The sequence below is a fragment of the Nocardiopsis sp. TRM 82005 genome (assembly GCF_056312425.1).
In genome coordinates, this window is the sequence record NZ_JBWDTQ010000033.1 from 1 (window position 1) to 13,979 (window position 13,979).

Sequence of the window (13,979 nt, forward strand, 5' to 3'; positions counted from 1 at the left end):
GCGATGACGTACGCAGCGCACGCCCTGGCCGGTGCGCGTGGCCAGCGCGCACCGGTGCCCTAGCTGTACGGCCCCTGGCAGCTCTCCGTGTACTTCGGCCATGCGGCGGGAATGCGTATCGGGGAGGCACTGGCGGTCCGGCTGAACCAGACCCTCATCGGCCCACCTACTACGAGGACTTCCGCGACGGTGTGGGGGGGGGGCGGCGGAACTGACGGAGGAGTTCGTCTTCCACTGGCTACGGCATGACTTCGCGGCGCGGTGTATCCGGGACACGATGCCTCTGCCTCAACTGGCCCGAATCATGGGACACAAGAACTCAACGATCACGGAGCGTGTCTACTGGCACCTGCTTCAGGGGTCGGTGGCATCGGCGCGGAACATGCTCAATCGGCAGTACGAACAGATGCGCCTGGCGGTGTGATGTCAGTGTGATGGCAAGAGTGTCCCTCTATGGTCCTTGACCTGGGCAACCTGCTCGTATCGACTGCATCGTCTACATCCGGACCCTGGTCACGGGCAAGAAGGGCGCGGACTCCGGTCGGAGCATCGACACGGTGCCCAACACCGGCCAGTACCTGTAGGAACGCACCTGCCAGAGCGCTCTGGGGGGCCGACCGGACTTCCGGTCGGCCCCTGCTCGTGCCGGTCGTTTCCGGACCCCGTGACGGCTCGGTTCCGTCCAGCCGTCGCAGGGCGTTCGCCGTGTGCCGAGCCCGCGCCGAGGAACCGTCATCCCACACCTGGGAGGCTCGCCTCCTGTGAGATGAGCTCATACTCAGGCGCGCAACGAATAGAGTGCCTCCCCGCGCCCAGTCGGCGGCCGACAGCTTCCCCACCGCTCGCCAGGGATCTCGGACGGGTGCCGACCCCTTTCGTTATCGTGCCCGAATGCCCGTGCCCCCTCGTGTCCCGCTACGAGCCCGCAGGCCCCAGGACACAAGATCATCGCCCACGTGTGCAACGACCGGGGCGGCTGGGGCAAAGGGTTCGTCCTGACGCTGTCCCGCCGTTGGCCCGAACCCGAACGCGACTACCGCGCCTGGCACCGCGAGCGCGCCCGCAACGACTTCGCACTCGGGACCGTGCACCTTGTCCGGGTCAGGCCCGACACATGGGTGGCGAACATGGTCGCCCAACACGGCACGCGCCGCGACAGCGGCGGCCCGCCCATCCGCTACGAAGCGGTGGCCCCTGCCTGCGCGCGCTGGCCCCTCGTGCCCTTGAACCCGGTGCCGCCGTGCACATGCCCCGGATCGGCCGTGGACTGGCCGGTGGCAGGTGGGAGCGCGTCCGACCCCTCGTGGAGCGGGAGTTCCTGGCCCGCGGTGCCGTGGTGACGGTCTACGACACCGACTGATCCGGGGCGGGAGCGACGGCCAGCCCCCGGCACACGATGGCCCCGCGCGGCACCACGAACACCCCGCCGGGGTCCTGGCTCCAGGTCCTCCACCCGGCCATCGAACGCCGAACACGGTGGTGCGGTCGAAGAAGGCGCCTCCGACGCTTCACCGCGTCGCATCCGAACGGGCGAAGAACGCCACGTCTCAGCGGAGAGGAGGCCGCTGACCAAGCAGCTGCCCCCTTGCGGGCGTGTCCTGTGAGCGTGCAAGAGCGGGGTTCACACGCTCCACCGCCTGTTCTGGGACGGTCTTTTACCAGAGGTGGTTCACGATGGTCTCGGCGTCCTCGGCCTGGTGCCGGTACCGGTCGGGGTAGGCCGAGCGCTGCACGTCCTGTGAGACGTCGCCGATCGGCTCGTCGGACCAGCTCCCGTCGGGGTAGACACGGTTCAGCTCGTCGTAGAAGGCGTTGGTGGTCCAGCTGGGGTCGAGCCGCTGCTCCTGCGAGCCGTAGTGGTCGCGCTGCTGGAACAGGCCGACGCTGTCACGGTCGCCCCCCGGGTAGTTGTTCAGGTGGGTCTCGACGATGGAGGTGGTGACCGCGATGGCGGCGGCCTGCTGGTTCATGTCGCGTTCCTGCGCAGCCTCGACCATCGCACGGGCGTGGGCGACGTGGTCGTCGGTCATGTGGCCGGCCATGTCGGCGCTCAGCTCGCTGTTGAGGGCATCGGCGGCCGCTGCATCCGCGTCGGTGCGCTCGTCGGAGGCCAGTGCCACGCACTCGCCCTCGGAACAGCCGAGTTCCTCGGACGCGTCCGCGGCAGCGGTGCCCGGGCCGGTCAGGAGCAGCCCCGCGCTGAGCAGCAGGCTTGAGGTCGTGGTAAACGCGAACTTGGGTATCGATCCTATAAATTTCACGGGTGCAATCTATGCGATGACCAGCCCTTTGACAGTGCGTGAAACCACACCAGGGGGGTGGGAAAGCCAACACCAAGTCTGAGCAACCTTGTGGGCCGGCGGCATACGGCGCGCCCGCGCACACCGGCGCACCGTCACCGGCGAGACCAGCGCGAACGTGGCCGAGAGCGCCCATCCGGCCCGGACCGTGCCCTCTCTATCAGGGGTTGCGGCAGGCCGCACCCTCTCGCCCTCCCACGCACATGGACGGGCAAAGAGCACGTTCGATGGCTTCTACGGTCGACTGCCCAAGGCCGGGTCCCGCTCACCCATGAGGGTTCGAACCGGCTCGCCACGCCGCCGCACGGGAGCGGGCACCAGCCGAGAACGCGCCGCCCGAATGCGGACTCCAGCGGTCGACGGTGAGTGCGTTCAGAGCGGCGGCCTCTCGGTTCGGTGCAACAGGGCTACCTTTCGGGTGCCATGTAGACGTCCCCTGCGTAGCGGGCCAGCGTCGACCGCAGCACGGGCAGGAGCGCGGCCTGTTCGGTCCTGCCAGCGCCCAGCGGCAGTGCCGCCACGGACGAGCCCGCCGTGGGACTTCTTGAAAGGCTCGGCACCTCCCCAAGACCTCTGGGGCTTGATCCATTCGAAGGCGAAGACATCGCTCTCGGACCTGACGGTGACCATCTGGGAGGCATCCCGGAGCGCAGCGATCACACGGACGCCCTCCAGGTCCGGCCAGAGGAGGGAGAAGGAGGTGTCCTTCCAGCGCACCCACCTTTTGCCCACGACGGTGAGGCTCTGGGTGTCCACGATGAGCAGGTCACGGCCGCCCGGGTCTGCCCATGGGAGGTCGTCGGCGGGGACGCCCACACCGTTACCGACGAGCCTCCGACGTCCCGTCTTGGTGTGCTGGTCACACTCTTGTCGCGGGGAGCCTCCCTGGGGTTCCGGCGCAAGCGGGTGCCGTAGGGGGGACGAGCGCGTCGCAGTGCCCGCCAACGGTCCGTGGAGCTACTGGAATCCGTCCGCCAGGGCCAACCTGAGCCCCTGGGAGCGGACTACTGCGGGGGGCTTTGGACTGTGCTGCCACAGTGGGTCCGGTTGGCTGCGGCACGGCCGGGAACGACGCCAGGACCGCGCTGGCGCGGGCTCTTTCCGGGTTCCCGGTCCTCAGAGGACGCAACGACGAAGCTGATGCGTGCAGACCCTCGGTCGCAGCTCGGAGGCCACGATGGTTTCTCCCGACCGCAGGCGGGCGTGTAGGAGCGCGGTGCCGAGGAGCCACTCCCAGTCCGTCGAAGAGAAGCGCCGGGGCCGGGGCCGCATGAACGGACACGGCCGGTGCTGGTCAGCCTCGCGCGATCGTGGCGATCGAGTCCGCCAGGTCGTTGACCACGCGCTTGCGCTGGGACTCATCGGGGTCGAGCGGCAGGTCCAGTTGCAGGCCCATGAAGGCGGCGTCGAGCAGTGCCACCGCTCGCTCCGCACGTGCCCGCGTGCAGCCCGCAGCGGTCAGGTGGTCCGTGAGGGCGGCCACCCAGCGCTCGTTGGCCTCGCGGGCCACCGACACGTAGGGTTCGCGCCCGAGTAGCCCCAGGGCGGCGGCCTCGACGTACATCCGGTGGCAGTGGTCGGACTTCTCCGACGTGCTGGCCCGCCAGAGGTCCAGGACCGCCGTGCGCACGCTCCGGGACCGCGGCAGCGCCCGGACGGCCTGGACCGACCGGTCGTTGGAGATCCGGAGCATGGCGGCGACGAGGTCGTCCTTGTCGGCGAAGTGGTAGAGCAGCATCCGGTCGCTGGTGCCGATCGCTGCGGCGAGCGGTCGCAGGCTCAGTCCGATCAGGCCGTGGCCGAGCGCGTAGTCGGTCGCCTGCGCGGCCAGCTCCTCACGTCGTGCAGTGTTCCGGGCCATGACGCCTCCTCGTCCCATTGACCCAAGTGTAGCGACTGCTACGGTTGTAGCATACGCTACACAAGAGGTGAGTCATGTTCCTGGCCTGGGCACTGCTGTTGTCGGCCATCGGCGTCGAGAACGCCGCGACCGCAACGCTGCCGCGCACCGACGGCTTCCGTGACCCGCTCTGGACCGGACTGGTACTGCTCGGCTACGCACTGTCGTACTGGCTGCTGGTCATGGTGATCCGGCACATCCCGGTTTCGGTCGCCTACGCGATCTGGTCGGGCCTCGGCACCGTGGGCATCGCGGTCATCGGCGTGCTGTTCCTCCAGGAGCGTCTCGACCTGGCCAAGGTCGCGGGGATCGCGATGATCATCATCGGGGTGGTGGTCCTGAACCTGCGCGAGGCGACTGAGACGTGGACGTGGCGGGCATCGTGGGAAACACCCCTCACCTGAGATTCACATAGATCCACATGCCTCAGGCGGAGCAGGAAGTCAGGCTGCCCCACCTTCGCAAGGGCCATCGAAAACCACGAACTCTCCACCCTTTTCCCAGCCGTCAACACCAGTCTCGGGAGGATCTGACAACCAAGTGATGTCGTATCTACTGAAATAGGTGAGCCCATCGTGTTGCTCAGTCGGGCAGCTCAGCCGCAGGTGCACCCATCCACCTTGTCCTGAAAATACTCCGTCAGTGGGGTAGTTGGATGATATTCGAGCATACCCTTCTGCCTGATCCTGCCCCCAACCAGTCCAGGTCACAGACCTCATCTTCACATAGGTGCTAGGGCTGAACGCCATGGGAACTTTGTGTGGCACAGCTTCTTCACCAGACAACGAAGCTACGTGGACGTCCGATGAGAGCGATGTGATAGCTGCGCCTGTGATGATATTGCGGCCGAAGAACGCGAGGGCCGGGGTCATCATGAGAGCAGCCGCTGCCGCCAGAGCTACAAGTTTCCGTCTTTTAATGGTCAGCTCCATTCTCAAGCGTTCAGGATACAGGGTCAGGGTACAATAATTCCCCATTTGCGGAGCTTCGCTAGTTCTCCTCCTACCCTTGGCTTTGCTGTACTCAAGGTGCCGGTCCACCCACAGGGTTGGCGGGCAGCCGGTAGGCCTTGCGGCCGACCATGCCGAGTAGGGCGCCGATGGCGACCGCGACGTTGGTCCGTCTGTGCTCGTGGTCGTATACCACCTCGGTGCTGGATTCCGGGGACGGCATGTTGAGTCGGTTCGGGAGGGTGCGGAGTGCTTCCCGCACGGCGCGGCCCCCGGGCGGAGCATCGACACGGTGCCCAACACCGGCCAGGACCTGTAACGGCGCCCCTGCGAACACCTGTTGGGGCCGGGGCTTCCGGGCGGTCCGCCGTGCGTTGTCGTTCCCGGCGCCTGCGTTGCTGACCGCTCTCGTGGTGCTTTCCGCTGGACGGAGACTCGTCCCAGAGCGGGAAGCGGAGAGCTGAAACGCCGGGCCCCCGCTGCGAGATCATGGCGAAGCCTTCGCAGTAGGGGCGGGAGGTTGGGTAAGACCATCACCCCATGGGTGGGGCACTGGCCCGGGAAGCAGGAACCAGCGGACGCCGCGAGGCGCACCGCGCCCATGGCCGCGAGGCTGTGGGAATCCCCGGGGTTCACCCCGGGGAGGACGTCAAGCGAACCCGCTCCACGGGACCGACACCAAGATGACGCGGTGGCGCGAGTTCGGTGGGCGCGGGGACGTCACGGTGCCTCTGTGCGCCCCGTGCGCCAAGGTCGTCCGTGACCGGCGGCGTCCCACCGTCCTGTCCGCGCGTCACCAGGGCCGCGAGATCCCCTACTACGAAGTGCCCGCGGACGAGAGCGTGTGGGCGGCCACCGGCTACGGACGCTCCGAGGCGACCTGGCCAGCCGGATCCTGCGCGGCGATCACGTGGACAGTCCGAGGTGACGGCGGTGCCCGGACCCGGTGCCGCCGGATCCGGGCACCGTGTTCTGGTCGGACTTGCGCCGGGTGTCTCGTGCGTTCGGGGGCCGACGAGAGATCCCCTGGCCGCTTGTCGTGTCCCACGGCTGCGCCTGACCGCTCTGAACTGCGATGACAGTGGTGCGTCTCCTGTTGTGAAACGCCCGGGAACACGGCACTTGGACCACAATTAGCGTGTAGGCGTTCAAGACCGGGCCGCGGTGGATAACCTCTCACCATGAGTGTGCGGCGGATTATGGGTATCGAGACCGAGTACGGGATCTCCGTACCAGGCAACCCCGGGGCCAACGCGATGGTCACCTCCACCCAGGTGGTCAACGCCTATCTGGCCGCTTCGGCGGCTCGGGCACGCCGTGCCCGCTGGGACTTCGAGGAGGAGAACCCACTACGCGACGCGCGCGGCTTCGACCTGACACGTGAGGTCGCCGATCCCACCCAGCTCACCGACGAGGACCTGGGCCTGGCCAACGTCATCCTCACCAACGGTGCTCGCCTGTACGTGGACCACGCCCACCCCGAGTATTCGGCGCCGGAGGTCACCAACCCGCGTGACGCGGTGCTGTGGGACAAGGCGGGGGAGCGGGTGATGGCCGACGCCGCGGCGCGGGCGGCCGCCACGCCGGGGATCGACCCCATCCAGCTGTACAAGAACAACACCGACAACAAGGGCGCCTCCTACGGCTGCCACGAGAACTACCTGATGAACCGGTCGACGCCGTTCGGCGACATCGTCCGGCACCTGATCCCGTTCTTCGTCTCCCGGCAGGTGGTGACGGGCGCGGGCAAGGTCGGTATCGGCTCCGACGGCCAGAGCACCGGGTTCCAGATCTCCCAGCGCTCCGACTTCTTCGAGGTCGAGGTGGGACTGGAGACCACCCTGAAGCGTCCCATCATCAACACACGGGACGAACCGCACGCCGACCCCGACCGCTACCGACGCCTGCACGTCATCATCGGTGACGCCAACATGAGCGAGGTCTCCACCTACCTCAAGCTGGGGACGACCGCGCTGGTGCTGTCGATGATCGAGGACGGCTTCCTGAGCGTGGACCTGTCCCTGGAGACCCCGGTGGCCGATCTGCGGGCGGTCTCGCACGACCCGGGCCTCACACACCGGATGCGGCTGCGTGACGGGCGGAGGATGACCGCGCTGGAGTTGCAGCGCGAGTACCTGGACCAGGCCCGCAAGTACGTGGAGAACCGTTTCGGCACCGACGTGGACGCCGACACCGCCGACGTCCTGGACCGCTGGGAGTCGGTGCTCGACCGGCTGGGCAGCGACCCGATGAGCCTGGCCACCGAACTGGACTGGGTGGCCAAACTCAAGGTGCTGGAGGGATACCGCTCCCGTGACGACCTGGAGTGGTCGCACCCGCGCTTGCAGCTGGTGGACCTACAGTACTCGGACGTGCGTGCGGACAAGGGGATCTACAACCGGCTGGCGGCGCGCGGGCGGATGCAGCGCCTGCTGGAGGAACCGGAGGTGAGGCGCGCGGTCACCGAGCCGCCGGAGGACACCCGGGCCTACTTCCGTGGGCGCTGCCTGGCCAAGTACGCCGACGAGGTGGCCGCGGCCTCCTGGGACTCGGTGATATTCGACCTGCCGGGCTATGACTCCCTACAGCGGGTGCCCACCCTGGAGCCGAGCCGGGGGACCAAGGAGCACGTGGGGGACCTGCTGGACGCCTCCGACACCGCCGTCGACCTGGTCTCGGTACTCACCAGGAGGCGCTGACCCAGCACGCCGGGGGCCCCTTGAGCGGGGGTCGTCGGAAGGACCGGCCAAGGGCTCCCTCAGGCGTGCCAGGTGCCGTCGTGGCAACGCATCGGCTCCAGGCTCAGGGCGGTCCACAGCTCCAGCCGGACCCGGGGCGCGCCCAGCGTACGGCCCATGACCCGTTCGGCGACGTGCAGGCGTGAGCGCAGGGTGTTGCGGTGCACCCCCAGGTCCCGGGCGGTCGCCTCCACCTGGGAGCTGTTGTCCAGGTAGTGGCGCAGGGTGTGCACCAGATCCGTGTCGTTGCGCGCGTCATGGTCTCGCAGCCGCCCGAGCACGGCCTGGTCGAAGGCGCGTGCGCCTTCCGCTGGAACCGAGGAGCGCAGCAGAGCCCAGGCATCGCTCTCGTCCACGTGCCGGTACCCCTCCGTGGCGGCTTGGCGCGCCCGGTCCACGGCCGCGGGCAGGTCGTCCAGGCCCCGCGCGCCGCAGGCACCCGCGGCGCGCGGGGCCTCGGGCAGCTTGGACAGCACCGAGAAGAGGAGCCCGCCCAGGCGCGGCCCGCCGTCGGTGTCGGGCAGGACCGCCACCAGCGTGCCGTCCAAGGTGAACAGCCCACTCCTGCGGGCGGCCTCGGTGTCGCCCAGCACGTCGGTCAGCGCGTCCGCCGCCTGGTCCAGCAGAGGGGCGGGGGAGGAACCGCGAAAGCAGACCACCTCCCACGGGGGAGTGGGCAGGGCCACCGGCGCCCGGGGACGTCCGGTCACCGCGGCGAGCAGTACCGGTGCGCGCTCGCGGTACAGCGCCCGCCGGGCGTCGCGCGAGTGCAGCAGGTCCACCGCCAGCAGTGACGCCGCGTGGTTGGCGAGCATCCGCACGTGCGGTGTCACCGGGAACGGGCAGCGCAGTGCCAGCCAGCCGAGCGTTCGGCCGGTCGGCCCCAGCGTCTGTAGGAGGATGGTCGCGTCCTCGTCCGCCAGCACCGTCATCCCGCGGGGACGCCCCGCGAGCGCCGAGCGCACCAGCGCGTGCCACGGCTGTTCGGTCTCGGGTACCGCCGTGCTCGTCATGCCGTTGCGGTCCAGCAGCAGCGAGGCCCCCGAGGTCGTCGAGGACAGCTCCCCCATGACCCCGGACGGCCCCGAGCGCAGCGCGGCGCGCGCCATCGCGTCCTGCGCGGTGAGGACCCGCTGCTGTGCGCGTGTCCGCTCGGCCGCGTAGTGGTCGGCGACCGTCTCCACCACCGCGATGAACGGGGTCTCCCCCTCCACACGCAGGATCGGCAGGCCCAGAGCCTCGCCCTCGGCCAGCACCTCGGGCGGGACGTCGCTCAACCACACGTCGATCGCGAACGCCAGGCCCACGCATCCGGCGCCGTGCAGCCGGCGTACGTAGGCACGGCGCCCCTCCTCGTCGGTGCCCAGTCCCAGCCCGACCGTCAACACCAGTTCACCGCCGCGCAGCCACCGCACCGGGTCGTGCAGCTCGATCACGTGCGCCCATCGGATCTCCCGGCCCAGGCCCGAACGCCCCGCCGCCACGCGCACTTCCAGGGCCGGGTCCGCGGCGATGTCGCCAACCGTGATTGCCAAGGTCCTTCCCCTCACACATTCCGAGGCTGTGTGCACTCTGCACATGTGTAACAGCAGGTGGCGTGCAGAGCGTCCTGGCATGGACGTCTCCCGCGTGTCTACGGTCACACCAACACCTGAACCACCGGCTGTGGCCAGCGGTGACATCCGTCCCGAGGGGCGTCCTCGTTCGGGCCGTTCCCGGGCCGAGGCCCGGACGGAGCCGCACGGGTGAGGCGTACCCGACCAACCCGACCAACCCGGCCGCACCGAACGCGCAACGGAGTACACATGTCAGAACGGACCGCCCCCACGTCCTCGCACCCCGCGCGTGCGGCCGTAGCGGCCTTCGTCGGCACCACCATCGAGTGGTTCGACTTCTACGTCTACGCCACGGCCGCCGGCCTGGTGTTCGGCACCCTGTTCTTCCCGTCCGGCACCGACCCAATGATCGGCCTGATGGCCTCCTTCGCCACCTTCTCGGTGGGCTTCTTCGCGCGGCCCCTGGGCGGCGTGATCTTCGGCCACTTCGGCGACCGCCTGGGCCGAAAGTCCGCACTGGTCATCACCCTGCTGATGATGGGTGTGGCCACTTTCTCCGTCGGCCTGCTGCCCACCTACGAGCAGGCCGGGTTCGTCGCCCCGCTGCTCCTGGTCCTGCTGCGCTTCGTCCAGGGCATCGCCGTGGGCGGGGAGTGGGGCGGTGCCGTCCTGATGGCGGTCGAGCACGCCCCCGAGAACCGCAAGACCTTCTACGGTTCCTTCGCCCAGCTCGGGAACCCGGCCGGTGCGCTGCTGGCCACGGGCTCCTTCGGGCTCATCGCCGCCTGGGACGCGGACCTGCTCCACACATGGGGCTGGCGCCTACCCTTCCTCGCCTCGGTCCTGCTGGTCCTGGTGGGCCTGTTCATCCGCCTGAAGGTGGAGGAGTCCCCCGTCTTCGCCGCCGTCCAGGAGAACCAGGACCAGCCCGAGGAACTGCCGCTACGCGATGCCGTGCGCACCTCCTGGCGGCCGCTGCTGCTGGGCATCGGTGTCCTGCCGGTGGCCGTCGGCGGCTACTACATCGTGACAACGTTCCTTCAGGCCTACGGGGTCACCGAGGTCGGCATCAGCGAACAGCTCATCCTCAACGGCCTGACCCTGGCCGCGTTCGTCGAGCTCGTCGCGACCCTGGGCGTGTCCTGGCTGGGCGACCGCTTCGGTGCCGCCCGCGTCGTCACCGTCGGACTGGTCGGCGTGATCGTGCTGGCGCTTCCCCAGTTCCTGATCCTGGAGACACGCAGCGCGGTCCTGGTCCTACTGATGCTGTGCGTCATGCGTTTGGCCATGGCCGCCGTCTACGGTCCCATCGCCCGGGTGCTCGCCCAGATGTATCCGCCGCGGGCCCGCTACACGAGCATCTCGATCGCCTACCAGGTCGCGGGCGCGGTCTTCGGCGGACTGTCCCCGATCGTGTGCACCGCCCTGCTCGCCGCGACCGGCAGCATCCTGCCCGTGGTCGGACTGCTCATGGCCATGTCCGCGGTGAGCATCGCCTGCCTGGCCAAGGCACCCCGTCACCGCGACACCGAACTGGCCTCCGCCTGACCCGTCCAGCCAACCGGTACCGCCGTCAGGCGTCACGTACCCCCTCCTCCGGGCCGACCGGCCCGGAGACCGTCCACCAAGGAGGAACCGCACCCGTGTCTGGTCTGCTCATCCACAACGCCAACGTCCTGACCATGGACGACACCAACCCCCGGGCCAGCGCCGTGGCCGTACGTGAGGGCCGGGTCCGCCTGGCCGGGAGCGTCGAGGCGGCCCGGGCCGCCGCCGGCCCGGGCGCGGTGGAGGTGGACGCGGGCGGGCGGACCGTCCTGCCCGGGTTCATCGATCCGCACAACCACCTGTTGTCCACCGCCGAGTCCTTGGTGGCGGTCGATGCCGGATACCCCCGCGTGGGCAGCGCGGCCGACCTGGTCGCCGTCATCGGCGCCGAGGCCGAACGCACCCCCGCCGGGCAGTGGATCCGCGCCTTCCACATGGACGACGCCAAGTTCCCCGGCGGCCGCCCCACCCGCCGGGACCTGGACGGGGCCACCAGCGAGCATCCGGTCATCGTCTACCACGTTTCCGGCCACCAGGCCGTGGTCAACTCCGCCGCCCTGGCCTGGAGCGGTATCGGCGAGGACGTCCCCGACCCAGCGGGCGGCTCCTTCGTCCGTGACGAGGGCGGACGCCTGACCGGCATGGTCCTGGACTCGGCCATGGAACTGCTGTTGCCCCTGGCCGTGGACATCGGCTGCCACGGTCCCAACTTCCACACCGACCTGCCCGTGGACCAGCTCATGGGCTGGCTGTCCGAGGCCGCCGGCCCCTACCTGTCGGCCGGAGTCACCACCGTGTGCGATCCGCAGGTCTCGGCCCGCGAGCTGCGCGTGTACCGGGCCGCCCGCGCGGCCGGGACCCTGCCGCTGCGCACGTTCGGCATGCCGCTCTCCCACCAGCTGGACGCGCTCACCTTCGCCGGGCTGGCCAGCCCCTTCGGTGACGACTGGCTGCGGCTGACCGGCATGAAGTTCTACTCCGACGGTTCCCTGCTGGGCGGTACCGCCAAGTTCAGCGTTCCCTACGGCGAGCATGGTGAGTTCGCGGGCAGCCTCTACCACCACCCCGACCAGCTCGTCGACCTGATCACGCGCGCCGCCGGGGAGGGCTGGCAGATCGCGGTCCACACCCAGGGCGACGCCGCCATGGAGAACACGCTGGCCGCCATCGCCTCGGCCGCGCGGGTGGGCGGCCCCGACCCGCGCCCGCGCGTGGAGCACTGCGGCTACCCCACTCCCGAGCAGACCAAGCGCTTCACCGACTACGGGGTCATCCCCGTCAACCAGCCCAACTTCCTCCACGACAGCGGCGGCGACTTCGTGCGCCGCCTGGGTGAGCGGGCCCACCGGCTCCAGCCCATGCGCGAGGAGATCGACCTGGGACTGCGCCCGGTACTCTCCAGCGACTCCTTCGTCTCCAGCCTGCGTCCGATGGACACCGTCGCCAACGCGGTGTGCCGCACCACACGCGAGGGCGGGCCGATCGGCGAGGACCAGGCCGTCACCCTGCATGAGGCCCTGCGCGCCCACACCCTGGACGCCGCGCACGCGTTGGGCGTGGAGGACCGCCTGGGCGCTCTGCGTCCCGGTTACCTGGCCGACCTGGTGGTCCTGGACGGCGATATCGAGGCTCTGCCGAAGGAGCGCTTGCGTGAGGTGTCCGCGTGGATGACCGTCCTGGACGGGCGGACCGCGCACCGGACCGCCTGAAGCGCGTCCGCGGCATCGCGTTCGTCTCGCACCGGTCCCGGCTCGCTCCGAACCGGGACCACCGATACCTCGGTGGAGGTCCCGCAGCGCCCCGGCACGCGCCCGTGCCGCTGCGGCCGTGTACCGCCCCCGGGACACCGACACGGGATGACGCGGATCAGGTTCGCCGCCTGAGCTGGTCCAGCCCGTGCACGGCATCGCCGAAGAGGGTTTTCAGGATGGCCTCATCGCGCTGATAGACCACGCCCGCGGCGATGATCGTCCGCACCGCCGGATGGCCGCGCAGGCCGACCTCGGTCGGTCGTCCCGCGGAGATGATCGTGTAGACCTCGCGGACCGGATAGGTGTGGACGGCCCCCACCTGTTCGGCGAGTTCGCCGGTGTCCGCGCCCGCCAGGAGATCGACGACCGCGCCCTCGGTACGCACCGCCAGTTCGATCCAGCCGAGATAGGTCTCGTCGTTCGGCCATTGGCGCGCCACACCGGGCGAGCCCATCACCGAGTGGTCGTAGGGGGGAAGCGGCTCAACGCGCAGACGCATGACGTCCGGATGTTCACTCCACGGGCGCGCAACGTGCTCGGTCAGGCAGTGGTGGAACACCTCGGCGGACGCGGCTCCGGCTCTTGGGACGAAGCCGAGCACGAAGGTCGGTACGGGGGGAGGGCCCTGCACAGCGGGATCGTTGACGCGGTCGACAAGCGTGCGGCCACTACCGGGAGGCGACAACTGGGCACCGATGCGGCCGATGAAGTCGTGTGCGTGCTTGGGAATGGCCTCCCCGGCGATCGGGTTGCCGCCGAACGCGGCAAGGACGGCCTCGGAAAGGAAGAGCCCGTGCCCCATGCCCTGGGGCTGAGCCGCGTCCGGCGCATCGAACGAGACGCCCCGGACCGCCGGCCAGAGGCCGGGACGGTTGGCCGCGAGGCGCAGCTGCCGGCACTGCCACATGCCCGGAACGCGGGCGAGCATGATCCCGTGCACGTCGCGCCAGTAGACCTCGCATACTTCCTGCGGGATGTCGGCGCGCCACCAGCAGAAAGCCGTCAAGGCCAGCTCGGCGGCGTTTTCGAGGCCGGCCGTGTCCACGCCACCGGCTTCGGCCGTCAGCTCAGCGGCCAGCTCCTCGCTCGGCCGGGCGGTATCCCTAGCGGTCTGCTTCCCGTGGCTCATGGTGTACTCCTACACGTGGAGTCACACCGTTCTGTGCCGCTCACCAGTCTGGACTCCTACCGGGGCATGGTCACTCACACCGAAGGCACGACCTCGGCATCGGGCAC

The 13,979-nt window shown here is 69.4% G+C and carries 12 protein-coding genes and 1 pseudogene; 7 read left to right on the forward strand and 6 right to left on the reverse strand.

Features of this window, described 5'->3' with window-relative positions:
• Window positions 1-211 precede the first annotated feature (211 nt).
• On the forward strand, window positions 212-424 hold the full coding sequence (locus tag AC0T5L_RS23570; protein WP_476167722.1) for a tyrosine-type recombinase/integrase: 213 nt from the start codon (window positions 212-214) through the stop codon (window positions 422-424).
• A 532-nt stretch (window positions 425-956) separates the two neighbouring features.
• Entirely contained in the window at window positions 957-1,340 is a 384-nt protein-coding gene (locus tag AC0T5L_RS23575; RefSeq protein ID WP_476167666.1) for a macro domain-containing protein, read from the forward strand.
• Between the two features lie 315 nt (window positions 1,341-1,655).
• On the opposite strand, the gene AC0T5L_RS23580 is transcribed toward AC0T5L_RS23575, so the two are convergent.
• On the reverse strand, window positions 1,656-2,252 hold the full coding sequence (locus tag AC0T5L_RS23580) for a hypothetical protein (protein WP_476167723.1): 597 nt from the start codon (window positions 2,250-2,252) through the stop codon (window positions 1,656-1,658).
• Between the two features lie 1,342 nt (window positions 2,253-3,594).
• Complete coding sequence (locus tag AC0T5L_RS23585; RefSeq protein ID WP_476167667.1) at window positions 3,595-4,161, reverse strand: TetR family transcriptional regulator; 567 nt, start codon at window positions 4,159-4,161, stop codon at window positions 3,595-3,597.
• 74 nt (window positions 4,162-4,235) lie between these two features.
• Between AC0T5L_RS23585 and AC0T5L_RS23590 the strand changes: the two genes are divergently transcribed.
• Complete coding sequence (locus AC0T5L_RS23590) at window positions 4,236-4,604, forward strand: DMT family transporter (protein WP_476167668.1); 369 nt, start codon at window positions 4,236-4,238, stop codon at window positions 4,602-4,604.
• Between the two features lie 39 nt (window positions 4,605-4,643).
• Here the strand turns inward: AC0T5L_RS23590 and AC0T5L_RS23595 are convergent, their stop codons facing one another.
• Window positions 4,644-5,132, reverse strand: a complete 489-nt coding sequence (locus AC0T5L_RS23595; RefSeq protein WP_476167669.1) for a hypothetical protein — start codon at window positions 5,130-5,132, stop codon at window positions 4,644-4,646.
• Window positions 5,133-5,223: 91 nt separating this feature from the next.
• On the reverse strand, window positions 5,224-5,373 hold the full coding sequence (locus tag AC0T5L_RS23600) for a hypothetical protein (RefSeq protein WP_476167670.1): 150 nt from the start codon (window positions 5,371-5,373) through the stop codon (window positions 5,224-5,226).
• A 430-nt stretch (window positions 5,374-5,803) separates the two neighbouring features.
• Between AC0T5L_RS23600 and AC0T5L_RS23605 the strand changes: the two are divergent.
• Together AC0T5L_RS23605 and dop are read left to right on the forward strand one after the other, a co-directional pair.
• Window positions 5,804-6,078, forward strand: a pseudogene (locus AC0T5L_RS23605) (hypothetical protein); the annotation flags it as partial.
• A gap of 253 nt (window positions 6,079-6,331) precedes the next feature.
• Window positions 6,332-7,849: a depupylase/deamidase Dop gene (gene dop, locus AC0T5L_RS23610; RefSeq protein ID WP_476167671.1), complete on the forward strand. Its 1,518-nt coding sequence runs from the start codon at window positions 6,332-6,334 to the stop codon at window positions 7,847-7,849.
• A 59-nt stretch (window positions 7,850-7,908) separates the two neighbouring features.
• Here dop and AC0T5L_RS23615 read toward each other — a convergent pair whose 3' ends face one another.
• Complete coding sequence (locus tag AC0T5L_RS23615; RefSeq protein ID WP_476167672.1) at window positions 7,909-9,423, reverse strand: PucR family transcriptional regulator; 1,515 nt, start codon at window positions 9,421-9,423, stop codon at window positions 7,909-7,911.
• A gap of 270 nt (window positions 9,424-9,693) precedes the next feature.
• Between AC0T5L_RS23615 and AC0T5L_RS23620 the strand changes: the two genes are divergently transcribed.
• Together AC0T5L_RS23620 and AC0T5L_RS23625 are read left to right on the forward strand one after the other, a co-directional pair.
• On the forward strand, window positions 9,694-10,992 hold the full coding sequence (locus AC0T5L_RS23620) for an MFS transporter (RefSeq protein WP_476167673.1): 1,299 nt from the start codon (window positions 9,694-9,696) through the stop codon (window positions 10,990-10,992).
• 95 nt (window positions 10,993-11,087) lie between these two features.
• Window positions 11,088-12,701, forward strand: coding sequence for an amidohydrolase (locus tag AC0T5L_RS23625; RefSeq protein WP_476167674.1), 1,614 nt, complete (start codon window positions 11,088-11,090; stop codon window positions 12,699-12,701).
• A gap of 157 nt (window positions 12,702-12,858) precedes the next feature.
• Here AC0T5L_RS23625 and AC0T5L_RS23630 read toward each other — a convergent pair whose 3' ends face one another.
• Window positions 12,859-13,872 (reverse strand): ethyl tert-butyl ether degradation protein EthD, encoded by a 1,014-nt coding sequence (locus tag AC0T5L_RS23630; protein WP_476167675.1) that lies wholly within the window; start codon window positions 13,870-13,872, stop codon window positions 12,859-12,861.
• Window positions 13,873-13,979 lie beyond the last annotated feature (107 nt).

Excerpts from the sequence above, each read along its gene's own strand:
- AC0T5L_RS23630 (WP_476167675.1), bottom strand. The coding sequence starts at position 13,872 with ATGAGCCACGGGAAGCAGACCGCTAGGGATACCGCCCGGCCGAGCGAG.
- AC0T5L_RS23600 (WP_476167670.1), bottom strand. The coding sequence starts at position 5,373 with ATGCCGTCCCCGGAATCCAGCACCGAGGTGGTATACGACCACGAGCAC.
- AC0T5L_RS23620 (WP_476167673.1), top strand. The coding sequence starts at position 9,694 with ATGTCAGAACGGACCGCCCCCACGTCCTCGCACCCCGCGCGTGCGGCC.
- AC0T5L_RS23585 (WP_476167667.1), bottom strand. The coding sequence starts at position 4,161 with ATGGCCCGGAACACTGCACGACGTGAGGAGCTGGCCGCGCAGGCGACC.
- AC0T5L_RS23590 (WP_476167668.1), top strand. The coding sequence starts at position 4,236 with ATGTTCCTGGCCTGGGCACTGCTGTTGTCGGCCATCGGCGTCGAGAAC.
- dop (WP_476167671.1), top strand. The coding sequence starts at position 6,332 with ATGAGTGTGCGGCGGATTATGGGTATCGAGACCGAGTACGGGATCTCC.
- AC0T5L_RS23595 (WP_476167669.1), bottom strand. The coding sequence starts at position 5,132 with ATGGAGCTGACCATTAAAAGACGGAAACTTGTAGCTCTGGCGGCAGCG.